The sequence below is a fragment of the Nocardia sp. CY41 genome (assembly GCF_009829325.1).
GTDB lineage: Bacteria > Actinomycetota > Actinomycetes > Mycobacteriales > Mycobacteriaceae > Nocardia.
The window spans coordinates 1-21409 of record NZ_VUOS01000002.1 but is presented as its reverse complement, the minus strand read 5'-3'; the positions used below and the strand labels follow the sequence as shown (position 1 = coordinate 21409).

General features: G+C 68.9%; 22 protein-coding genes and 1 pseudogene. 11 read left to right on the top strand and 12 right to left on the bottom strand.

All coding sequences use genetic code 11. The features are described 5' to 3' along the window. Positions 1-9: 9 nt before the first annotated feature. The 4 genes from GVY64_RS02600 to GVY64_RS02585 all read left to right on the top strand — a co-directional run bounded on the left by GVY64_RS02600 (position 10) and on the right by GVY64_RS02585 (position 4244). On the top strand, positions 10-1257 hold the full coding sequence (locus GVY64_RS02600; RefSeq protein ID WP_159838353.1) for a PucR family transcriptional regulator: 1248 nt from the start codon (positions 10-12) through the stop codon (positions 1255-1257). A gap of 42 nt (positions 1258-1299) precedes the next feature. Then, positions 1300-1998, top strand: coding sequence for a hypothetical protein (locus GVY64_RS02595; RefSeq protein WP_236566568.1), 699 nt, complete (start codon positions 1300-1302; stop codon positions 1996-1998). 339 nt (positions 1999-2337) lie between these two features. Further along, entirely contained in the window at positions 2338-3507 is a 1170-nt protein-coding gene (locus GVY64_RS02590; protein WP_159838351.1) for a thiolase family protein, read from the top strand. Further along, positions 3504-4244: an SDR family NAD(P)-dependent oxidoreductase gene (locus tag GVY64_RS02585; protein ID WP_159838349.1), complete on the top strand. Its 741-nt coding sequence runs from the start codon at positions 3504-3506 to the stop codon at positions 4242-4244. The genes GVY64_RS02590 and GVY64_RS02585 overlap by 4 nt, the downstream gene beginning before the upstream one ends. Positions 4245-4466: 222 nt before the next feature. On the opposite strand, the gene GVY64_RS02580 is transcribed toward GVY64_RS02585, so the two are convergent. From GVY64_RS02580 to GVY64_RS02570, 3 genes are all read right to left on the bottom strand, one after another. After that, on the bottom strand, positions 4467-4796 hold the full coding sequence (locus GVY64_RS02580) for a transglycosylase family protein (protein ID WP_159838347.1): 330 nt from the start codon (positions 4794-4796) through the stop codon (positions 4467-4469). Positions 4797-5386: 590 nt separating this feature from the next. Continuing rightward, a complete protein-coding gene (locus GVY64_RS02575; RefSeq protein WP_159838345.1) occupies positions 5387-5851 on the bottom strand; it encodes a PaaI family thioesterase in 465 nt (154 codons plus the stop codon). Positions 5852-5995: 144 nt separating this feature from the next. Beyond that, the gene (locus GVY64_RS02570; RefSeq protein WP_159838343.1) at positions 5996-7141 is read right to left on the bottom strand and encodes an acyl-CoA dehydrogenase family protein; all 1146 of its coding nucleotides are present in this window, start codon (positions 7139-7141) and stop codon (positions 5996-5998) included. A 110-nt stretch (positions 7142-7251) separates the two neighbouring features. Here GVY64_RS02570 and GVY64_RS02565 point away from each other — a divergent pair, with 110 nt between their 5' ends. Continuing rightward, entirely contained in the window at positions 7252-7923 is a 672-nt protein-coding gene (locus tag GVY64_RS02565; protein WP_159838341.1) for a TetR/AcrR family transcriptional regulator, read from the top strand. Between the two features lie 27 nt (positions 7924-7950). Here the strand turns inward: GVY64_RS02565 and GVY64_RS02560 are convergent, their stop codons facing one another. After that, on the bottom strand, positions 7951-8517 hold the full coding sequence (locus GVY64_RS02560) for a type 1 glutamine amidotransferase domain-containing protein (protein ID WP_159838339.1): 567 nt from the start codon (positions 8515-8517) through the stop codon (positions 7951-7953). 59 nt (positions 8518-8576) lie between these two features. After that, positions 8577-9236 (bottom strand): MerR family transcriptional regulator, encoded by a 660-nt coding sequence (locus tag GVY64_RS02555; RefSeq protein WP_159838337.1) that lies wholly within the window; start codon positions 9234-9236, stop codon positions 8577-8579. A 107-nt stretch (positions 9237-9343) separates the two neighbouring features. On the opposite strand from GVY64_RS02555, the gene GVY64_RS02550 reads away from it, so the two are divergent. The 4 genes from GVY64_RS02550 (at position 9344) to GVY64_RS02535 (ending at position 12336) form a co-directional block, all read left to right on the top strand. Next, positions 9344-10306, top strand: a complete 963-nt coding sequence (locus GVY64_RS02550) for a hypothetical protein (RefSeq protein ID WP_236566567.1) — start codon at positions 9344-9346, stop codon at positions 10304-10306. Beyond that, on the top strand, positions 10303-10749 hold the full coding sequence (locus GVY64_RS02545; RefSeq protein ID WP_159838335.1) for an ABA4-like family protein: 447 nt from the start codon (positions 10303-10305) through the stop codon (positions 10747-10749). Before GVY64_RS02550 ends, GVY64_RS02545 begins: the two co-directional genes overlap by 4 nt. After that, positions 10746-11282, top strand: coding sequence for a DoxX family protein (locus tag GVY64_RS02540; protein ID WP_159838333.1), 537 nt, complete (start codon positions 10746-10748; stop codon positions 11280-11282). The genes GVY64_RS02545 and GVY64_RS02540 overlap by 4 nt, the downstream gene beginning before the upstream one ends. Positions 11283-11385: 103 nt before the next feature. Beyond that, entirely contained in the window at positions 11386-12336 is a 951-nt protein-coding gene (locus GVY64_RS02535; protein ID WP_236566566.1) for an alpha/beta hydrolase, read from the top strand. A 141-nt stretch (positions 12337-12477) separates the two neighbouring features. Here the strand turns inward: GVY64_RS02535 and GVY64_RS02530 are convergent, their stop codons facing one another. Next, positions 12478-13926: an MFS transporter gene (locus GVY64_RS02530; protein ID WP_201297874.1), complete on the bottom strand. Its 1449-nt coding sequence runs from the start codon at positions 13924-13926 to the stop codon at positions 12478-12480. A gap of 155 nt (positions 13927-14081) precedes the next feature. On the opposite strand from GVY64_RS02530, the gene GVY64_RS02525 reads away from it, so the two are divergent. After that, a complete protein-coding gene (locus GVY64_RS02525) occupies positions 14082-14984 on the top strand; it encodes a LysR family transcriptional regulator (RefSeq protein WP_159838331.1) in 903 nt (300 codons plus the stop codon). A 4-nt stretch (positions 14985-14988) separates the two neighbouring features. On the opposite strand, the gene GVY64_RS02520 is transcribed toward GVY64_RS02525, so the two are convergent. Next, positions 14989-16068, bottom strand: a complete 1080-nt coding sequence (locus GVY64_RS02520; RefSeq protein WP_159838329.1) for an ADP-ribosylglycohydrolase family protein — start codon at positions 16066-16068, stop codon at positions 14989-14991. Between the two features lie 359 nt (positions 16069-16427). Next, a complete protein-coding gene (locus GVY64_RS02515) occupies positions 16428-17570 on the bottom strand; it encodes an esterase/lipase family protein (RefSeq protein WP_159838327.1) in 1143 nt (380 codons plus the stop codon). A gap of 387 nt (positions 17571-17957) precedes the next feature. Between GVY64_RS02515 and GVY64_RS02510 the strand changes: the two genes are divergently transcribed. Beyond that, positions 17958-18608: a TetR/AcrR family transcriptional regulator gene (locus GVY64_RS02510; protein WP_159838325.1), complete on the top strand. Its 651-nt coding sequence runs from the start codon at positions 17958-17960 to the stop codon at positions 18606-18608. A 16-nt stretch (positions 18609-18624) separates the two neighbouring features. Here the strand turns inward: GVY64_RS02510 and GVY64_RS02505 are convergent, their stop codons facing one another. The 4 genes and pseudogenes from GVY64_RS02505 to GVY64_RS02490 form a co-directional block, all read right to left on the bottom strand. Then, complete coding sequence (locus tag GVY64_RS02505; RefSeq protein WP_159838323.1) at positions 18625-19500, bottom strand: metal ABC transporter permease; 876 nt, start codon at positions 19498-19500, stop codon at positions 18625-18627. A 26-nt stretch (positions 19501-19526) separates the two neighbouring features. Further along, complete coding sequence (locus GVY64_RS02500) at positions 19527-20261, bottom strand: metal ABC transporter ATP-binding protein (protein WP_159838321.1); 735 nt, start codon at positions 20259-20261, stop codon at positions 19527-19529. Then, the gene (locus tag GVY64_RS02495) at positions 20258-21202 is read right to left on the bottom strand and encodes a metal ABC transporter substrate-binding protein (RefSeq protein WP_159838319.1); all 945 of its coding nucleotides are present in this window, start codon (positions 21200-21202) and stop codon (positions 20258-20260) included. The genes GVY64_RS02500 and GVY64_RS02495 overlap by 4 nt, the downstream gene beginning before the upstream one ends. Positions 21203-21263: 61 nt before the next feature. Beyond that, positions 21264-21409 (bottom strand): annotated as a pseudogene (locus GVY64_RS02490) (cytochrome P450); the annotation flags it as partial.

The window sequence follows — 21409 nt, the reverse complement described above, 5'->3', positions numbered from 1 at the left end:
AATCGGCCCATGTCCGTCGTGTTGTCCCCGGTGACCGGAGACGCTCCCCTCGTCGCCCGGTTGCTCACCCGCTGGCCACAGATCGCCGAGCGCATGCTCGCCGCGGGCCTGGGCACCACCCCGCCCGCCGCCGATCTGCCGGAGGGGCATTTCACCGCCGAGGTGCTGCCTGCGATCTACGCCTGCGGCCGCGCGGTGCTCCAGGCGATCGGTGAACAGCGCAGCTTCACCAAATCGGAGGTCGCGACGTTCGTCGCCCCGGTGGCCGAGCGGCACGCCGAGGACCGGTTTCCGTTGCCCCTGCTCATCGAGGCCATTCACGGTTCCGCGCAGTCGGTGCTCCAGGAGGCGGCCGCGCTGGCGTCCCGCGACGAACTCGACGACCTCGTCGTGGTCGGCAGCCGCCTGCTCGACCTGCTGATGCAGATCAACATCACGGTCGTGGAGACCTACACCGAGGTCGAGCAGTCCATCTACAACGCCGAGCGGGAAGCGCGCCGCGCGCTGTGCTCGGCGCTGTTGCACGGGCTGCCCGCCGAGGAACTGGCGGCGCGGGCGGACACCACGCTGGCCGAGCGCTACACGGTGCTGGCGATCCACATCCGGCCCGACGACCAGCCGAGTACGGTCGCGACGCTGGTCGGGCGCCGCCGCATCCGCCTGCTGCACCGCGCGTTGGACGCCCTCGCGGGGACCAAAGCACTGGCCACCTTCGACGGCTGGACCGGAATCGCCTTGCTGCCCACGGGTTCGGACACCGAACTCGATGTCGCGCGCTATGCCGGGCTGGCCGCCGAATTGACCGAGCACTTCGGCATTCCGGTGTTCCTCGCCGAGTATCCCGCGGTGCCGCAGGACGCCATCGCGCAGACTGCGAAGGAAGCCACCGACCTCGCCGAACTCGCGCGGCTGCTCGGCAGGCCTGCGGGCGTCTACCAGCTCGACGACCTGCTCCTGGAATACCAGCTCACCAGACCGGGCACCGCTCGCGCGCGGCTGGCCGAGCGCATCGCCCCCATCCTGGACAGCCCGCACCTGCTCGACGCGCTCGACGCGCACCTGCGCCACGGCTCCGACCGCAAAGCCGCGGCCGCCGAGATCCACGTACACCCGAACACTTTCAGTTACCGCCTGCGCCGCATCGCCGAAATCACCGGGGCCGATCCCACCGATCCGCACGACTCGCGGCTGCTGGCGGCCGCGCTGACGATTCAGCGCCTGTATCCCGGCAGGCAGGCCGGTGACGGGAAGCCCTAGAAGGGCTCGCCCAGCGCGCCGGTCGCGGTTACCGTCCGACACATGGGAGACGAGCACGAGTCGATCGACGCCGGCGGTTACTTGCTGACCGGTCGATCGCTGGACGAGTACCGGGCGATGTTCGCGCTCACCGACGACGACTTGCGCGGCGATATCCTCGACTGTCCCGGCGGTGCCGCCAGTTTCGCGGCGGAGGCGGCGGCGTTCGGCGCACGGGTGGTCGCGGTCGATCCGGTCTATCGCCTGCCCGCGGCGGAGCTGACCGCCCTGGCGTCCGCGGAACTCGACCACAGCGCGTCTCACACGACAGCCGCCGCCGACCACTACGTCTGGGGTTTCTACGGCGATCTCCACGCCCATCGCGAGATGCGGAAGACCGCCGCGGGCCGGTTCGCCGCTGATCTGCGCGCGAACCCGGCGCGCTACCGCTTCGGCGCCCTGCCCGCGCTCGACTTCCCCGATCGGACCTTCGATCTGGTGCTGAGCTCGCATCTGCTGTTCACCTACGCCGACCGGCTGGATTCCGACTTCCATGTGGCCGCGTTACGGGAACTGGTGCGGCTGAGCCGCGGGGAGGTCCGAGTGTTCCCGCTCCGCGACCATGCCGGCGGACAGCTGGACGACCTGCTGGATCACGTTCGAATGAGATTGCGGGCCGAGGGAATCCAGTCGGAAGTCGCCGACGTGGAGTTCGAGTTCCAGCGCGGGGCGCGCTCGATGCTGCGCTTGTCGGCATCCTGATACCCGTCGCTCGAGTTCGGTGGCGCGTCGCGGCTGTTCACTGCGGTGAAGCCGCGATCGGTCGGGCGCGTTGCTCGACGCGGTAGGCGGCATCCGACCCGACGGCCGTCCGGGTGTGCTCGACGAGACCTCCGCCGCCACCCAGTTCGTCCGAGTCCGACTTGCCGGCATCTGCTCAGCGAGCAGTGGCCCGGACGCTGAGCGGTCTCCCCAACCCGGTACGTCGCCCGTACGTCGAACCCGAACCGCGCGGGACACCCGGCCGGGCATGGCCCAATGGGGCGAATCTGTGTTAACTTAATCGAGAATCACAATTAACTTAGCTGATCGGAGAGGGCTATGAGGTCCGCCGTCATCGTCGATGTCGTTCGCACACCGTCCGGTAAAGGCAAAGCAGGCGGCGGCCTGTCGGAGGTGCATCCGGCCACCCTGCTGGCGGGCGTGCTCGCCGAACTCGTCGCCCGCCACGACCTCGATCCCGCCCTCGTGGACGACGTGGTCGGCGGATGCGTCACACAGAGCGGAGAGCAGGCGTTCAACATCAGCAGGACCGCCGCGCTGGCCGCCGGTTTCCCCGAGTCGGTGCCCGCCACCACCGTGGACCGGCAGTGCGGGTCCAGCCAGCAGGCCGCGCACTTCGCGGCGCAAGGTGTCATCGCGGGCGCCTACGACATCGCGATCGCGTGCGGCGTGGAATCCATGAGCCGAGCGCCGATGTTCTCCAACGGCCAAGGCAAAGATGCCAACCGCGGCCCGCTCGCGCACCGTTACCCGGAGGGTCTCATCCAGCAGGGCATCGCGGCCGAGGTGATCGCCGCCCGATGGAAGTTCGACCGCACCGCGCTGGACGAATTCGCCGCCCGCTCGCATCGGCTCGCCGCCGAGACAGCGGCGCAAGGCGGCTTCGACAACGAACTGGTCGCGGCGGGCACGCTGACCGCCGACGAGACCATCCGGCCCGCCACCACCGGCGAAAGCCTCGCGAAGCTGCGGCCGGCCTTCGCCGACGATCAGTACACCGCACGCTTCCCCGAGATCGAGTGGTCGATCACTCCGGGCAATTCCTCGCCGCTCACCGACGGGGCCTCGGCCGCGCTGATCACGAGCGAGGAGGCGGCGGCGAAACTGGGCCTGCGCCCGCGCGCCCGGTTCCACTCGTTCGCCGTGGTGGGCGACGATCCCCTGCTCATGCTCACGGCGGTGATTCCCGCTACCCGCAAGGTGCTCGACCGCGCCGGGCTGGGCATCGATGACATCGACGCCTACGAGGTGAACGAGGCGTTCGCGCCCGTGCCGCTGGTCTGGCGGCAGGAACTGAACGCCGATCCGGAGAAACTGAACCCGCGCGGCGGCGCGATCGCCCTCGGTCACCCGCTGGGCGCGTCCGGCACCCGCATCCTGGCGACGCTGGTCAACCATCTCGAACAGACCGGCGGCCGCTATGACCTGCAGACGATGTGCGAGGCGGGCGGCCTGGCCAACGCGACGATCATCGAACGCCTCGGATGAGCGCCCGCACCGCGCTGGTCACCGGCGGATCCCGCGGCATCGGCGCGGAGGTGGCGCGCCGCCTGGCCGGCGAGGGCTATCACCTGACCCTCGCCGCGCGCACGCCCGACACCCTCGAGCAGACCGCGGCGCGCCTGCGTGCCGAAACCGGGGCGGACGTGCAGACGGTGGCGGCGCAGCTGAACGACCTCGACCAGGTGCGCGCCCTGGCGCAGGCCCACGAGGAACGCTTCGGCGGGATGAACGTGCTGGTGCTGAGCGCGGGCACCGGCACGGCGGGCGCCGTGGCCGACCTGCCCGCGAAGGCGTACGAGCGCATGCTCGACGTGAATTTCCGCGCGCCGCTGACCCTCATTCAGGCGGCGCTGCCGCTGCTGCGCAAGAGCGCGGACGCCGACCGCGGGCGCGGCGCGAAGATCGTCGCGCTGGCTTCCATCACCGGTGTCGCCGGAGAGGCGGGCCTCGCCGCGTACGGAGCCACCAAAGCGGCGCTCATCTCGCTGTGCGAGACGGTCTCCCTGGAGGAGTCCGGGAACGGCGTCAGCGCGACGGCGGTGTCCCCCGGCTACGTCGACACCGACATGACCGCGTGGAAACGGGATGCCCTCGACCGGTCCGCCATGCTCGCCACCGGGGACATCGCCGAGATGGTGCTGGCGATCACCCGGTTGTCCCGCAACGCCGTGGCGCCGAACATCGTGCTGTCGCGCGCCGGTGACCAGCTGTGGCGCGCGTGAGCACCGTTACCCCACAGCGACCTGGGCGCGGGTCCGGCAGCGAAACGGAGGGCCGAATCCGTTTTCGGTGAATCGCAATTCGGGACGGATTATCGGATTCCGATTTCCGATGCCAGTGCGGCGATAAAGTAATATTCGCCAACAGGCAGAGTCGCCGAAAAATAGCACCGGCGCCTACCGCGATTCGCGGTAGGCGCCGGTAGCGCTATAGGCTGTGACGCGTCAGAGGTACGCGCCGCACACGGGCCAGGCGCCCGGACCCTGGGTCGCGAGCACGTTCTCGGCGACGCGGATCTGCTCTTCGCGGCTGGCGTTGGAGGGGCTGCCGGAGCCACCGTTGGCCTCCCAGGTGCTCTGGGTGAACTGCAGGCCGCCGGAGAAGCCGTTACCGGTGTCGGTGCCCCAGTTGCCACTGCTCTCGCACTGCGCGACGGCGTCCCAGTTGTGGGCCGACGCGGTGGCGGTCGACAGGCCGAACGGCACGGCGACGAAAGCGCCGATGGCCGCGGTGAAGCCGAGAACACGAGTGGTGAATTTACGGTTTTGCGACATGAGATTTCCCGCCTGCGCCCACCGGCTCGGCGAATGTCGCCGCGCCCCTGTCCCCAGGAAGGTCGTGGACACTCGAACCGCGGGACAGGGTTTCCGGCGTTCTGCGATTCGAGCTCGATCTCGGTGTTGCCCCGAGCCGTGACCGACGTTAGCGGAGATTTCGCGGCAGATCACGTTCGAATAACTTCGAACCTGGTTTAACCCCCGGTCGAGACTCTGCGTCATCCGCGCAGGTCGATCGCGGAAAATTGCGCGATACGATTCGGCTGTTATAGCGCCGTGATGTGGTCGAGATCACTGCGAAATGGTGAAGCGGATCGCATTTCCGCAGGTCCACGACTTGCGGTAGTAGGCGTGCAGGTGCCCACATCCGCCGCCGAGCACGACTCGGCTACCGAGTCGTTACCTCGACTACGCACCTGAGATCCAACGGTGCACCTACACACCCGGCCGCAGCGCGACCAACCTGCGATCTCGGCGCGGTAACGACTGGGCCGGAGCCCGGAGAGTCCGAACCGGTTCGCCGCTCAGTGCGGCATCCCGTCGCCGGAGGCGCGTCGAAACCGATCCACCTCCGGCGCCGAAGCGGGCTACTTCCCGTGCGCCCGCAACTGGTAGAGGCCCTCGGTTTCCGCCACGACCACACCATCGGCGTCGGTGACCACCGCACGCAGCGTGAAGTCGGCCTTGCCGTTCTCCCCCGCCTCTGCGGCGATGCGCGTGATCTCCTCGTCCGACAGCGACGCCTCGGCCCGCACAGCGGTCTTGGCCGGCTTGCGGAACGAGATGCGCAGGTCCTTCACCAGCGGGTAGAACGCCGAGTTGTCGAAGGTCGCGACCGCGATGGCGCCGCCGAGGATCTCGGCGACGGTGAACAGCACACCGGCGTACATCACGCCGAAATGGTTGCCGTTGCCCTCGACGGGGACCGAGGTCGCCGCGAAACCGCGCCGTACCTCCTCCGCCTGCACACCCATCTTGTGTGCGATCGGAATGGTGAATTCCAGTGCTCCGTTGACGATGTCCTTGAACGGAGGAGTCTCGACGTCACTCATCGCAACCGTCCCTTCGCGCCGGGATGGCCGGCACCTCGTTGTCTCTGACCACGACCACCTCGGTGGACGTCACCGAAGCGTAGAGGCTCGGGGCCGCACGCCGACAGAGTGTTGGCGCTTTGCCAACACTCTCGGCTCCGCGGGTCACAGACTGCGGGCGATGATCTCCTTCATGATCTCGTTGGTGCCGCCGTAGATCTTCTGCACGCGGCTGTCGGTCCACATCCGCGAGATCGGATACTCGGTCATGTAGCCGTAGCCGCCGTGCAGCTGCAGGCATTCATCGGCCACCGACATGGCCCGGTCGGTGGTCCACCACTTGGCCATGGCCACGGTCGGGATGTCCAGTTCCCCGCGCAGATGCCGCATGATGCAGTCGTCCAGGAAGACGCGGGCCACCCGGGTCTCGGTGGCCGCCTCGGCGAGGGTGAACTTGGTGTTCTGGAACGCGAACAGCGGCTTGCCGAAGGCGTGCCGCTCTTTGGTGTAGCGCAGTGTCACCTCCAGCGCGGCTTCCATTCCGGCCACCGACCCGACGGCGATGATCAGCCGCTCCTGCGGGAGCTGCTGCATCAGCTGGACGAATCCCTGCCCTTCCTGGGTGCCGAGGAGGTTCGTGACCGGCACCCGGACGTCCTCGAAGAACAGTTCGGAGGTGTCCTGCCCCTTCTGGCCGACCTTGTCCAGCACCCGGCCACGCCGGAAGCCCGCCCGGTCGGCCTCCACCAGGATCAGCGAGATGCCGCTCGCGCCTTCGCTGGTGTCGGTCTTGGCGACGACGATGACGAGGTCGGCCTGGCTGCCGTTGGTGATGAAGGTCTTGGAACCGTTCACCACGTACTCGTCGCCCTCGCGGATCGCCTTGGTCTTCACATTCTGCAGGTCGGAACCCGTGCCGGGCTCGGTCATGGCGATCGCGCCGACGACCTCGCCGGCGGCCATCTCGGGCAGCCATTGCCGCTTCTGCTCTTCGGTGCCGTAATGCAGCAGGTAATGCGCGACGATGCCGCTGTGCAGCGTGGCGCCCCAGGAGGTGTCGAACGCCTTGGCCTGCTCCTCGATGAGGACGGCCTCGTGCGCGAAGGTGCCGCCGCCACCGCCGTACTCCTCCGGGATCGACGCGCACAGCAGGCCGAGCGCGCCCGCCTTGTTCCAGAACTCGCGGTCGACGTGGTGCTGCTCGATGAACTTGTCGATGTTCGGCGTCAACTCCTTCGCGAAGAACGAGCGGGCGAGCTCGCGCAGGGCGTCCAGGTCGTCGTCGAGCCAGGCGGACCGGTAGGTCGTCATCGGGTGTCCTTGCGAAAGTCTGATACCGACAGTTACGGGTACAGTGTGTACCAAGTGCCTGGCGGGTACAAGGTGTACCACGGATTCTTCCGGTCGATACGCTGAGCGCCGTGGCACGACAACCTTGGGTGGACACCGCCGACGCACGGCGCTCCACCAGCACCAGGCCCGGCCGCGAGGAGCGCCGCCGCGCCATCGTGCAAGCCGCGATCGCGGCGATCGAGGAGGACGGGCCGCACGCGCTGACCGGCCGGATCGCCGACCGGGCCGGATTGGCCCGCACGCACGTCTACCGGCACTTCGCCAGCAAGGAAGAACTCGATCTCGCGGTGGCCAGACACGCGCACCACGACTTGACCGAACGAATTCGCGCGCGCCTTGCGGTGGACGGCACGCCGCTGGACATCATCCGCGCGCCCTTGGCCCAGCATGTGCGGTGGGCCGCCGAACATCCCAATCTGTATCGGTTCCTGGTCGGACGCGACTACCGGCGCGGCCGCAACGAGCCGCGCGTCGGCGGGAGCGCTTTCGCCGCCGAGATCTCCGCGGCGGCGGCGCGCTACCTGCCGGAATTCGGGGCCGATCCGCTGGCCGCCGACCGCGTGGTGGTCGCGCTGCTCGGCTTGGTCGACGCCTCGGTGCGGTGGTGGCTCGAACACCAGGACACCACCGAGGCCGCGCTCGTCGACCGCTTGACCACCGAATGCTGGCTGCTCATCGACAACCGGCTCCGCGATCTGGGCATCGCGATCGACCCGCGGAAACTACTGCCGGGCAAGTGATTCGGCACGCGCGGCGAGGTCGCCGGGTCAACGCGAGGCAGGGACCACTTCCCGCGTGATGGCGTGCACGAAATCGGGAAGATCGCCCGGGTTGCGCGAGGTGAGCAACGTCCACCCATCCTCCGTGGACCGGACGGCCGCTTCGTCCACCCACTCACCGCCGGCGTTGACGATGTCGGTCCGCAGCGAGAAGTACGAGGTCAGCGTCTTGCCGGACACGAGTTCGGCGTTCACCAGCAGCCACGGGCCGTGACAGATCGCGGCGATCGGCTTGCCCGCGCCCGCGAATTCCTTGGCCAGCTCGATCGCGCGGTCGGTGACCCGCAGCTTGTCCGCGTTCACCGTGCCGCCGGGTACGACGAGCACGTCGAAATCGTCCGCGGAGACCTCGTGCAACGACGTATCCGGTTGCACCGTCGCGTCTTTCTCCGTGTCGTGCCGGTAGGTCTGCACCTCTTCGCGCTTCGGCGCGGCATGGGTCACCTGCGCGCCGCGATTGCGTAGTTCGTCCCGCGGCACCAGCAATTCGTCCCGCTCCACGCCCGTGTTCGAGGTGATGATCAGCACCCGCGTCCCATTCAGCTGATCGGTCATGAGCTGCTCTCCTTTCGGTCGGGATGGTCCTTTTCCCGGCATGCCGCACGAGAGCCCGGCTAAACCTCGCCGGAGGCGGGAGCGGCGTCGTCGCCCTGGGGCAACAGCGTGCCGGAGAGGTGTTCCTGAGCCAGCCTGCGCAGCGCGGCGAGCAGGGTGTCGCCGAGAATCGTTCCCACGATGGCCGTTTCGGTCATCCGTTCCAGGCCGCGCTCCTTGCGCACCAAGGCGATGTCGGTGGCGGCGATGGCTTCGCTGGCGCCCGCGTAGTCGTCCATCGCGGCGACCACGTCGTCGTGGCCGAGCAGGCGCAGGGCCGCGCAGACGTCGACGAGCGTGCCACGGGCCGGGCTGTCGTCGTGGATGCGCCAGCCGCGCCGGTCCAGCAGTGCCGCGACGTCCTCGGCGGCGGCCTCCCGCTGCTCGGCACCGATCTGGGACCTCCGCCCGCCCAGGGCGTATTGCACATGCCCCAAGGAGTCCCGCGCGGACAGCTTGCCGCTGTCGAGCGCCGCGAGCAGTTCCTTCGCCGCGTCGATGGACACGCCGCCGATGTCGACCAGCGCCCGGATCAGCCGCAGCCTTCCGACGTGCGCCTCCCTGTATTCGGCCTGGTTGCGATGGGTTCGCACGCCCGAGGGCAGCAACCCCTCGCGCACGTAGTACTTGATCGTCGCGGGAGCGACGCCGCTGGCGCGGCTGAGTTCGGCGATCCGCATCGGGCTCCTCGGGCTCGGTGGCTGTCTTGACAATCGATAGTACAGCTATCCATAATCTCTACTGATAGTACAACTATCGATATCTCCAGTTCCCGAAAGGTCGACCTGTGACCGCCCTCTTCCAACGCTTCCCCGCCCTCTCCTGGCATCGCCCCCTGATGCTGCTCGCCGTCGCCATGGCGCTCCTGGTCGTCTGGTCGCTCGGAGGCATGATCGTCGACGACCGCACCGTGACCGGCCTGCCGATCTGGGCCAAGTCCGCCAAGTTCGCCCTTTCCGTGCTGATCTACGCGGTGACCTGGGCGTGGTTGCTCAGCCAGCTCACGCGATGGCGACGCGTCGCGTGGTGGGCGGGGACCGTGGCGGCACTGGGGCTGGCAATCGAACTCGTCGTCATCACCACGCAAATCGTGCGGGGCACCACCAGCCACTTCAATTTCACGACGCCGCTGAACGCGGCACTGTGGGAACTCATGGGGTCGTCCATCGTGGTGGTCTGGCTTGCCACCCTGGTCGTGTCGGCCGCGTTGTTCGCTCACCCGGCGGCCGATCCCGCCCGTGACGCGGCGATCCGTTACGGCGCCGTACTCTCGCTCGCGGGCGCCGCACTCGGGATGCTGATGGTGGCGCCGACGCCCGAACAGCGGGCCGCGGACAGCGCGATTCGCGGCGCCCACACCGTAGGGCTTTCCGACGGCGGGCCCGGGCTGCCCCTTCTCGGCTGGAGCACGGTCGGCGGCGATCTGCGCATCCCGCATTTCATCGGCATGCACGCGTTGCAAGTGATTCCACTGGTTGCGCTCGCGCTCGAGTACGGGTCGCGGCGGTTCCCGGTCCTGCGCGCGCCGGACACCAGGCGAAGGCTTGTCGTGATCTCGGCGGCGACCTACGCCGCGCTGCTCGCGGTGCTGACCTGGCAGGCGCTGCGCGGACAGTCGGTGGTCCGTCCCGATGCGACCACCCTCGCGGCCTTCGCTGCCGTCGTCCTCGCCGCCGCGGCGGCCACGGCCGTCGCGGTCCGGCCGAAAGGCGCTGCGGTCCGGCGCTCCTCGATCGGAGCGGGCCGATGACGGAACTGCTGTTCGATGTCACCTTCTGGTTCGCGGCGCCGTTCTGGGCACTGATGATCCTGGCGCCGAAGTGGCGGCGGACCGGGGCGGTCGTCTCCTCACCGCTCATCTGCCTGCCGCCGCTGATCGTCTACGCGGCACTGATCGTGCCCGAGTTCGGCACATTCGCCGCGGCGCTGGCAGACCCGGAACTCTCCGGCCTGGGCGCGGTGCTCGGTTCGAGCTCCGGCGCCGCGGCGGCCTGGGCGCATTTCGTGGCCTTCGACCTGTTCCTCGGCCGCTGGATCTTCCTCGACAGCCGCACCCGCCGCCTCCCATCGCTGCTGATCAGCCCGCTTCTCGTACTCACCATCTTGTTCGCGCCGCTCGGCGTCCTGCTCTACCTGCTCATCCGACTCACCACCACCCCGGCGCCCGGCCGGTCCGTCCCTACGGAGGCATGATGGAAACCCTCGTCGTTCTGCTGAGCACCCTGCTCGCGCTGCGAGCGGCCGGGGCCCTCGGCGTACACCGATTCGCCGCCTGGCCCACCTGCGCCGCCTACGCCCTCGGCGTGATGCTGATCATGACCGGCACCACACATTTCCTCCCGGAAGCGTTCGCGGACTCCCCCGTGCCCACCCACGCCGATCTGATCCCTATGGTGCCGCCGTTCGTCCCGTTCCCCGGCGCGATGGTCTACCTGACCGGCGTCCTGGAACTGCTGGGCGCGGCGGGCCTCTTCCTCGCACGCGGCCGCCGGGCCGCGGGGCTGGGGCTCGCCGCCCTGTTCGTCGTCATGCTGCCCGCCAACATCTACGCGGCCGTCTCCGGCATCCCGTTCAACGGCGCACCCGCGACGCCGCTGTGGGCGCGCATCCCCGAACAGGTGCTGTACATCGGCGTCGCCCTGTGGGCAGCCGGGATACCGCGGTCCTCGCGGCCCGGGGCCGACAGCCTGCGGACGGCTACCGCGACGAATCGCACGGTCTCCTGACGACCATCCGAAAGCCGCTGCCTGCGGCGGGCTTTCGGTGGGGGGACGGCGAATCGCCAACAGTGGCAGGCGTACCGGCGACGCGGACGGGTACAACGAAATAGTGAGTGCTTCTAGGTATTTGGGCGCGCTCGTCAGCGTGCTCGCGACCGCTGTCGCGGCGACCGTCCTTTCCGTTCCCCCCGCCGGAGCAGAGCCCGCACGGGCGCACGTGGTCGGGCAAGTCCCGCTCGGTGGCTCGATTTCGCAGATCGATGTCTATTCGCCGTCGATGGACCGGGTGGTCACCAATCGGGTGATCCGCGCCGCGGGTGGCGGTCCAGCGCCCACGCTGTACCTGCTCACCGGCATCGGCGGTGGGGTCGACGGCATATCGTGGTGGGACGACACCGACGTCCGGGAGTTCTTCGCCGACAAGCACGTCAACGTGGTGATGCCGGTCGGCGGCGCCTTCAGCATGTACACCGACTGGCTCGCCGACGATCCGGCGGTCGGGCGCAACCGGTGGCAGACCTACCTCACCCGGGAACTGCCGGCCACGCTCGACACCGAGCTCGGCGCGACCGGACGGAACGCGATCGCCGGAGTCTCGATGAGCGCGGGTTCCGCGATCGACCTCGCGATCCAAGCGCCCGAGGTGTACGACGCGGTGGCGGCCTACAGCGGGTGTCCGTGGGCGGCGGACGCCGTCGGCGCGGCGATGGTGAGCGCGCAGGTCCTCCGTGGCGGGGGCAATCCGGGCAACATGTGGGGCGCTCCGGGTGAGGCGATCTGGCGGGCCCACGACGCTTTCGCCAATGCGAGCGCCCTGGCCGGGAAGACCATCTACTTGTCCGCCGCTTCGGGCACGCCGGGCGCGATAGATCGAGGCCTGCCGTTCCCGCCGATCGAGGCGATCGCGAGCTCCTGCACGGCGGCTTTCGCCGATCGCCTCGACGAGCTGGGGCTACCGGCGATCCACGTCAACCGCTCGGAGGGCTCGCACACCTGGGGGCAGTTCGAGACAGACCTGCACGACTCCTGGCCGCACCTGGCCCGCGCCCTCGGCGCATAGAAGTCTCGGATCCATCGAACGCTCCGCCCGCCCACCGTGGGCGCGCGGGAGGAGCATCGGCGAAACGAGTACTGCCGACGAGCACACGAGGCCGCTCTGGACCGAACTGCGAACTCGACATGCGTCGAGCGCGATGCGCGGTCAGTCCAGATGGTCGCCGTCGAGCGCGTCGGCACTCGACCGCCGACGCGCACCCGATCCGCGCACCCGTACCGCCAGAACCATGGCCAGTCCGAGGGTGACGAGAAGCGCTGCGACGGCGAAGGTCCACTGCGTACCGCGTGCGATCCGCTCGGGCGCGGCGACGGTGACATCCCCCGCGCCGACCGCGAATGCGAAGACGGCCCCCATGACCGAGGCTCCGGTGATGAGACCCAGATTGCGGGAAAGGTTCAACATGCCCGACACCACACCGCGCTGGTGCGGCGCGACATCTTTCATGACCGCGGTGTTGTTGGCCGCCTGGAACAGCGCGTAGCCGCAAGTCGTGACCATCAGCGGCACAACGTATCCGATGACCCCCGCGGTCCTGGGCAGCACCGCGAGCGCGGCCGTGCCGCCGATGACGGCGCCGAGCCCCACGACGACCATCCGCCCGGCGCCGAAGCGATCGGTGGCGCGTCCCGCGGGCACGCCGGTGAGTGCGGACACCGCCGGACCGGCCGACATCACCAACCCGACGACCGCCGGAGCGAGATGCAGGGCACGAGCGAGGTGGAAGGGTCCCACGACCAGCGTGGTCATCACCACGGCCGAAACCAGCGCACTCGCCGTGAGACCCGCGGCCAGGACCGGATCGCGGAACGTGGCGATGTCCAGCAGCGGGGAGGAAACCCGCCGCTCGGCCACGACGAACAGCCCGAGACCCACCGCGCACGCACTCAGCAGCCCGAGACCGAGCGGGCCGAACGACTCCCCCTCGACCGTCATGGCCAGCGCGTAACAGCCGAGGGTGATGGCCAGCAACAACGTGCCCAGACAATCGAAAGACGCGCGACCGGAACGGCTTTGCGGTGCCGATACGGGCAGTGCGCGGGCCGCGAGAGCCAGCGTGAGGAGCCCGATCGGCACGACGAGAAGGAAGATCGCACGCCAGCCGAAGGCGGCGACGAGAACTCCGCCCAGTGAGGGGCCCAGCGCGGTGCCGACCGCGGACATCGTCCCGAGCAGCCCCATGGCGCTGCCGGTGCGGTCGTTCGGAACGGTTTCGCCGACGAGGGCCATCGTCAGCGCCATCATGCACGCGGCGCCTGCTCCTTGCAGCGCCCGGGCCGCGACAAGGAGGACGAGATCCGGGGCGAGTCCGCACAGCAGCGTCGCGAGCGTGAACACGCTGATGCCCACGAGCAGCAACCGCCGCCGACCGGCGAGGTCACCGAGCCGGCCCACGCCGACGATCAGTGTCGTGGTGGCCAGCAGATAGGCGATGACGATCCACTGGACCTCGTGGAAGGAAGCACCGAAAGCCGCCGCCATGGTCGGCAGCGCGACGTTGGCGACACTGATGCTCAGCGAGGGCAGCAACATCGCCAGCGACAGCGCGAGCAGCGGCCGGGCGGACGGTGAACGACGAACTGGGATTGTCCACACGAGTGGTTCCGCTGGTTTCACGACGATGACCTCTTCCGTCGGGGGTGTCCCCAAGGACGCTAGATTCCGCCGTGACCAGGCGGAAGACGCACATTCGGAAACGTATTCATGCACCGGACGCCATGTCACGCCACGATCTGTGCGATCGTGTGCGCATGGCGCGGCCCGACCTGAACTTGCTGATCACCCTGGATGTCCTGCTCGAGGAGGGCAGCGTGACCCGGGCCGGCGAACGGCTCGCGCTCAGCCCTTCGGCGATGAGCCGCCAGCTCGCGCGGCTGCGCCGGACCACCGGTGACCCGCTGCTCGTGCGGGCAGGCCGCGGGCTGGCGCCGACGCCCCGCGCCGTCGAACTGCGCGACCGTGTACGCACTCTCGTCCGCGATGCCGAAGAGGTGCTACGTCCGGTCGGCGAGCTGGACTTGGCCGGGCTGCACCGCAGTTTCACCCTGCGCAGCACCGACGGATTCGTGGAGAGGTTCGGACCGGATCTGGTGGCCGAAGCCGGCCGCGCAGCACCGGGCGTGCGGCTGCGGTTCGTCCAGAAGGCCAAGCGCGACCCCGGTGCTCTGCGCGACGGCAGTGTCGACCTGGAGATCGGAGTCGTCGAGCGCGCACTGCCTCCGGACATCGCGAGCACGGCTCTGTTCACCGACCGGTTCGTCGGGGTGGTGCGTAGCACGCATCCGCTGCACACCGGCGCCGTCACGACGGCCCGCTATGCCTCGGCGCGGCACGTCCACGTCGCGCGGCGCGGTCTGGACGAAGGCTTGGTCGACGAGGCCATGCGCCCCACCGGCCACCGGCGCGACATCGTGACGGTGGTGGACGGCTTCGGGGCCGCCGTGGCGCTGGCCAGAACCTCGGATCTGGTCGCGACGGTGCCGGAGCGCCACACCGAGATCCTGCGGCGTGGCATGCATTCGTTCGCGCTGCCGTTCCGCACTCCCGAGGTGACGGTGTCGTTGCTGTGGCACGTCCGGCTCCAGGCCGACCCGGCGCACCGATGGCTGCGCGGCCGTGTGCTCGACGTATGCCTGCGGGCGGAGCCGGAGTGAGTCCTCACAACCCCGCGTCGTGCGGGTAACGCGCGGCCAGCCCGGACCGGTCACCGAGCCCGAAGTTCATGACCAGATCGTCGGCGACCTGGACCAGCACGTCGCGTCCTTCGACCGTGACCGCCCACTCCATCGGCAGTCCGGAGACGCCGTGCACGGCGCCGATCAGATTGCCCGCCACCGCGCCGGTGGAATCGGAATCGCCGGAGTGGTTCACCGACAGCAGCAGCGCCGCGCGCACGTCGCCGGTCCTGGCGGCGTGCAGGGCGCAATACACCGCGATGGCCAGGCACTCCTCCGCGATCCACCCTTCGCCGACCCGCTCGACCTGTTCGGCCGACACCGCTTGCTCGGACACCTCGACGGCTCGGGTCATTGCCGCCATGGTTTCCCCGCTCGCCGGAAACGCCGTGAGCTGAGCGATCGTCTCCCGCACCGCCGTCGACAGCTCGACACCGCTCACCACGCGATCGATCAGTGCCGCGAACGCGCCCGCGGCCAGATAACCCGTGGGATGTCCGTGGGTCAGTTGCGCGGCCCGCGCGGCCGTGGCGAACGCCTGTTCCGGGCCCATACCGGCCAGCCCGAACGGCGCGGACCGCATGACCGTCCCGCATCCCTTCGAATGCGCGTTCACCGGTCCGGGTTCGCCGAGCGGCACGGGGGCGAGATATCCCCGCGCTTGCTGTCCCAGTCCGGACATGCAGGCGTTTCCCGGCGCGCGCACCGCGTACAGGAACGGCAGGCTCGCCAGCCACCCGTCGGTCTCGGCGGCGGGCCCCTCTTCGCGCTGGGTCTGTAACCAGCGCAGATACGCCCGGCGCAGCGCGGGCACCGGGTCGGCGCCCGGCGCCGCCCGCAGCAGCCCTTCCGCGGTGAACAGCGTCATCTGGGTGTCATCGGTGACCTGCTGCGGCGCGTCCACCGCGTACTGCGGCAGGAAGCCCGTCACCCCCGCGTCGCCATAGCGCTGCCGGATCTGCTCCAGCCGCAGGAATTCGACAGGCCACCCCAGCGCGTCCCCCACCGCCCCGCCCAGCAGGGAGCCACGCACCCGATCGAAGATCGTCGTGTAATCCACCACGCCGCGTCATCTTTCCGTATGCGCCCCGCTTCGGTGCACGACGCCTCAGTCCGGCGTCGAATCGGTGCTGCGCAGGAAGGTGAGGGCGGCCAGGACGCGCTGGTTGTAGAGCGAGCCGTGACGGTTCAGCCCGGTGGTCTCGGGCAGCACGCGGGTCGCCGATGCCCGTCGCGGAGATCGTCACGGATTTCCCCTCCCGGACCGGTGATCTCGATGGTGACGTTCTTATGGCGGAGCAGTCAGTCGGGAACGGCGCGGGCCAGCACCGTGAGGGTGCCGCCCGCGCCGAGCGCGATGATCAAGGCAGTGCTCACTCGCGACGAAACCGAGTCCGCACGACAGGGTCTGCCGGACGCGGATCAGTGATCCGCGCCGCCGATCATCCACGGATTGAAGGCGCAGTCCAGCACCGGGTTCGCTTCCGGATCGAGAGCATGCAGAGCGATCGAGGCCGCGCGCGGCGAGTACATGATCGTCAGATGGTCCGACATGTCCTGCGCGCAGCCGTCTTGCAGGGTGATGTTGTGCACGACGGCGTCCGGCCCCGGCGTCAGGAAAGTCCATTCGTACGGATTGGAGATCTCGTCATGGCGGGTGCCGACCGAGGTGTACTCGACGCCGGGGACGGTGTCACCGTGTTCGTTGAGCGTCGTGTAGAACGCGGAGCCCACCGCCTGCTGGATATTGGCACGGCCGACGATCGGTTCGTAGAAACCGAGGATGTTGACGCCCAGATTGGTGATCAGCCGGCCCAGCGTCGCCATTCCCATCAGCGACGTGCCGTGGTGGGTGGCTCCGAAAGAGATCAGTTTGCCGACGTTGTCGGCGCCGCCTTCGAATTTCATGTACTGGCTCGACACCGGCCCGCCCTGGGAATGCGCGATGATATCGACACGGTCCGCGCCGGTCGTCGTGCGCACCTGTTCGACGAAATCGCGTAATTGCCTCGCGGATTCCTCCATCGCGCCGACGCCGTAGCGGCCGGGCAGGACGGGGCCGATTCCGCCGCCTTCGAGCAGACCGGAGCGCCCGTAATTGAAGGCGTAGACGCAGTATCCTGCGCGCGCGAGCCGCGGCGACAGATAGGCGTAGGTGTCGTAGGCGTTGAGCCAGGTGCCGTGGACCAGGACGACCGGTCGCGGATGCGCGGCGGAAGGGGTGCAGTTCTGGCGGTTCGCACCCGGTGGAGACGCGTCGGGATGGGCTACACCGTGCAGGAAAGCTGCCAGGTAGGCAGGCATCTCCGGCCCCTCGCCCACTGCGGCGGAAGCGTAACTGCGTGCGGCGGAACCCGTACTGCTGCCGGAATCCACGATCGCTTGCGGGCGCCTGCCGTCCGGCCCGGGGAGGAGTCCGGCGTTCAGTTCGTCGACGAGTTGCTGCTCCGGGGATCGCGTTTCGGGCTCCGCGTGCGCCGCTCCGATTCCGAGAGTCATGGCCAGGACGGTCACTCCGGCGGCAATCGCGGCGCCGAACGCGCGGCGGCGAATTGGATGCTTCATTGCAAGCCTTTCATCAGCGTCCGCGTCAGGATTTCCTGCGAACACTTTTCATCCTGAAGTATCGGTGCCGCCACTGCCACTGCGTCCGAAACACAAGTTGCATGGCCGACTTCGTCTCCGGCTACAAATCACTCGAGTGGATTCTCCGAATTCCGGGCATGCCGGAATTCCCGCGGTACGGGCGTGGAAATAGTGACATCGGAATTCGCGGATCCAGCCGATCGATCGACCGTCTCACCCAGGCGGGGTCGCGACCCGCCGCTGACGACTCTCGGCAACCTCCAAAAACTATCACTGCAAGTTTCGACTCACCGTAGAGCAGCTCTACTAGCAGTGCAAGTTTTCTCCCGACGCCTGCGAGAATGCGGGGACCGGAAGGAGACCCCCATGGCCAGACCACGGCGGCCGCTGCTCACCCGCGACCGCATCATCGAGACCGCGCTCGCCCTCGTCGACGCCGAGGGCCTCGCCGCCGTCTCCACGCGACGGCTGGCCACCGAACTGGGCGTGCAGGGACCGTCGCTGTACAACCACGTCCGCACCAAGGACGACCTCATCGACGCCGTGGTCGACGCCGTCCTCGGCGAAGTCGACATCTCGATGTTCGACGGCCTGTCGGCCCGGAATCCGGACTGGCGCTCGTCACTGCGCGCCTGGGCCCGTTCCTACCGCACCGCGATGGCGGCGCATCCGCACATCGTTCCCGCGCTGGCATCCGGTCCCGGCCATCGGCCCAACGCGCTGCGTATGGCCGACGCGGTCTTCGGCGGCCTGGTCGCGGCGGGGTGGCCGCGCCGCGAGGCCACCACCGTCGGCACGACCATGCGCTACTTCCTCACCGGAGCGTCGCTGGGATCGTTCGCCGCTGGCTTCCCCGCCGACGTCGCGGTGTACGCCGACGCGTATCCGCACCTGAACGAAGCGCACCTACTGGCCGAGCGGCAGCAACGGATCGATCGGGACGCCTTCGAAGTGGGTCTGGAAGCACTGCTCGACGGGCTCGCGCACCGCTATCGACTGGTCGCCGAAGACGCGTAATCCGCGCGGCGCCGCTTCACCCGCGAACAGCCGTCCGCTCCCGGCCGCGCGCCGCGAAGATCCGCCGCCCCAGCACGCCGTGCCTGGGTGCGAACAGGTACACGGTCGTGAAGACCAGCCCTTGGACGACCACGACCATGCCGCCGGGAGCCGTGTCCAGGTGGTAGCTCAGGTACAGCCCCGCCACCGCGCAGGTCACCGAGACGGCGGGCGCGATCACCAGCATCCGGCCGAAGCGGTCGGTGAGCAGATAGGCCGTGGCGCCCGGGATGATCAGCATCGCCACCACCAGGACGACACCGACGGCTTGCAAGGCGACCACGGCGGTCAGCGCCAGCAGGCCGAGCAGCGCCGTGCCGAGCAACCGGGGACTCAGCCCGATGGCGTGGGCGTGTGTGGGATCGAAGGCATAGAGGGTGAAGTCGCGGCGCTTGAGCACCAGGGCGGCGAGGGTGATCGCGGCCAGGACCACGACCTGGACCAGCTCGGCGCGGCCGACCCCGAGCAGATTGCCGAACACGATGTGGTTGAGGTCGGTCTGGCTGGGCGTCACCGAGACCAGCACCAGGCCGAACGCGAACAGCGTCGTGAAGACGATGCCGATGGCGGCGTCCTCCTTGATCCGGCTGGTGTCGCGCACCACGCCGATCAGCGCCACCGCCAGGAATCCGAACACGATCGCGCCCACCGCGAACGGCAGCCCGACGATGTAGGCCAGCACCACCCCGGGTAACACCGCGTGCGAGACGGCGTCCCCCATCAGCGACCACCCGATGAGCACCAGCCAGCAGGACAGCACCGCGCACACCAGCGCCGCGGTCACGGTGGTGGCCAGCGCACGCAACATGAACTCGTAGCGCAGAGGGTCGAGGAAGATTTCGCTGAAGCTCATCGCGTCCGTCCCATACTCGGCCGGGCTCACACCCGGTTCATCACATCCAGGCCGAACGCCCTGGCCAAATTCTCGGGCTGAAGCACCACGTCGGGGCTGCCCTGGGCGAGCACCGTGCGCATCAGCAGCACCGCCTCGTCGGCTAGGCCGGGCAGCGCGTGCAGATCGTGCGTCGACACCAGGATCGTGGCGCCGCCGTCGGCGAGATCGCGCAGCAGCGCGGTGATCGTGGCCTCCGACCGCTTGTCGACACCCGCGAACGGCTCGTCGAGCAGCAGCACCGTCGCGCCCTGCGCCAGCCCGCGCGCGACGAAGGCGCGTTTGCGCTGCCCGCCGGACAATCGGCCGATCTGCCGGTCGGCGAGGTCGGTCAACTCGACGCGTTCCAGCGCGTGCGCGACGGCTTCCCGATCGGCCTTGCGCGGACGACGGGTGACACCGAGCCGGCCGTATCGCCCGGTCATCACCACATCGCGCACCGACAGCGGGAATGTCCAATCGACATCCTCGCTCTGCGGGACATAGCCGAGGACGCCCGCCCGGCGCGCCGCGACCGGCGCGCCGCCGATGATCCGCACCGTTCCCCGGTCCGGCCGGACGAGGCCCATGATCGTCTTGAACAACGTCGACTTGCCGGAGCCGTTCATGCCGATGAGACCGCACACCCGACCCGCGTCGACGGTGAGATCCACGTCGTCGAGCGCGGGCACTTCGCCGTAGCGGACGGTGACGCCGCGTACCTCGATCGCGGGCGCGTTCACGGACGGTGTCCCGTCAGCGCGGAGCCGATCGTCTGCGCGTCGTGCCGCAGCAGCGCCAAGTAGGTCGGCACCGGACCGTCGGCTTCCGACAGCGAATCGACGTACAGCACGCCCCCGAACGCCGCGCCCGTGGCCTCGACCACCCGGCGCATCGGCGCGTCCGACACCGTGGATTCACAGAACACCGCGGGCACCCGCTTCTCCCGGACGAAGTCGATGGCCGAGGCGATCTGCTGGGGCGTGGCCTGCTGCTCGGCATTGACCGCCCAGATGTACTTCTCGGTGAGTCCGGCGTCGCGCGCCAGGTAGGAGAAGGCGCCCTCGCACGTCACCAAGGCGCGCTCGTTCGGCGGCAGGGCGTTCAAGGTGTGCGTCAATTCGTCGTGCACCTTGCGCAGCTCCGACTTGTACCGATCTGCGTTGGCCCGGAAATCGGCCGCGTGATCGGGGGCGAGGTCGCTGAACGCGCGCACCATGTTGTCGACGTAGATCTGCGCGTTCTGCGGCGACATCCACGCGTGCGGGTTCGGTTTGCCCTGGTAGGCGTCCTCGCGGATCGGTACCGCGGCGACGCCTTCGCTGACCACGACGTGCGGCACCCGCACGTCGGAGACGAACTGGGCGAACCACGCCTCCAAGTTCAGGCCGTTGTCCAGGATGAGATCGGCCTTCGCCGCCTTCTTGATGTCACCGGGAGTCGGCTCGTAGCCGTGGATTTCCGCACCCGCCTTGGTGATCGACTCCACGGTCAGATGCTCGCCCGCAACGTTCCTGGCGATGTCGGCGAGCACCGTGAACGTGGTGAGCACCGTGGGCGTGCCGTCGCGCCCGGCTCCGTTTCCGGCGCAGGCGGTGAGGGTGAACGCCGAGACGCACACGACTATTGCCGCCGCCCACCGACGGGGAGACCGGGCGAGCACATGGTGGAGCCGAACCTTCATGCAATGAGATGGTAAGTTCGGCAAGCCTAACTTTCAAGTTCGGCCTACTTCCGCCTCCGCCCTACGGCAGCGGCAACGGTGGCGACGCCGGGAAGACGACCGGCAGGGCGGTCAGCGCTCGATGGAACGGACCCGGACGCCACGCGAGCTCGTCCACCGCAACCGCGAGGCGCAGTTCCGGCAGGGCGTCGAGCAATTGATCGATGG

Excerpts from the sequence above, each read along its gene's own strand:
- GVY64_RS02600 (WP_159838353.1), top strand. The coding sequence starts at position 10 with ATGTCCGTCGTGTTGTCCCCGGTGACCGGAGACGCTCCCCTCGTCGCC.
- GVY64_RS02595 (WP_236566568.1), top strand. The coding sequence starts at position 1,300 with ATGGGAGACGAGCACGAGTCGATCGACGCCGGCGGTTACTTGCTGACC.
- GVY64_RS02590 (WP_159838351.1), top strand. The coding sequence starts at position 2,338 with ATGAGGTCCGCCGTCATCGTCGATGTCGTTCGCACACCGTCCGGTAAA.
- GVY64_RS02585 (WP_159838349.1), top strand. The coding sequence starts at position 3,504 with ATGAGCGCCCGCACCGCGCTGGTCACCGGCGGATCCCGCGGCATCGGC.
- GVY64_RS02580 (WP_159838347.1), bottom strand. The coding sequence starts at position 4,796 with ATGTCGCAAAACCGTAAATTCACCACTCGTGTTCTCGGCTTCACCGCG.
- GVY64_RS02575 (WP_159838345.1), bottom strand. The coding sequence starts at position 5,851 with ATGAGTGACGTCGAGACTCCTCCGTTCAAGGACATCGTCAACGGAGCA.
- GVY64_RS02570 (WP_159838343.1), bottom strand. The coding sequence starts at position 7,141 with ATGACGACCTACCGGTCCGCCTGGCTCGACGACGACCTGGACGCCCTG.
- GVY64_RS02560 (WP_159838339.1), bottom strand. The coding sequence starts at position 8,517 with ATGACCGATCAGCTGAATGGGACGCGGGTGCTGATCATCACCTCGAAC.
- GVY64_RS02555 (WP_159838337.1), bottom strand. The coding sequence starts at position 9,236 with ATGCGGATCGCCGAACTCAGCCGCGCCAGCGGCGTCGCTCCCGCGACG.
- GVY64_RS02545 (WP_159838335.1), top strand. The coding sequence starts at position 10,303 with ATGACGGAACTGCTGTTCGATGTCACCTTCTGGTTCGCGGCGCCGTTC.
- GVY64_RS02540 (WP_159838333.1), top strand. The coding sequence starts at position 10,746 with ATGATGGAAACCCTCGTCGTTCTGCTGAGCACCCTGCTCGCGCTGCGA.
- GVY64_RS02525 (WP_159838331.1), top strand. The coding sequence starts at position 14,082 with ATGGCGCGGCCCGACCTGAACTTGCTGATCACCCTGGATGTCCTGCTC.
- GVY64_RS02515 (WP_159838327.1), bottom strand. The coding sequence starts at position 17,570 with ATGAAGCATCCAATTCGCCGCCGCGCGTTCGGCGCCGCGATTGCCGCC.
- GVY64_RS02510 (WP_159838325.1), top strand. The coding sequence starts at position 17,958 with ATGGCCAGACCACGGCGGCCGCTGCTCACCCGCGACCGCATCATCGAG.
- GVY64_RS02505 (WP_159838323.1), bottom strand. The coding sequence starts at position 19,500 with ATGAGCTTCAGCGAAATCTTCCTCGACCCTCTGCGCTACGAGTTCATG.
- GVY64_RS02495 (WP_159838319.1), bottom strand. The coding sequence starts at position 21,202 with ATGAAGGTTCGGCTCCACCATGTGCTCGCCCGGTCTCCCCGTCGGTGG.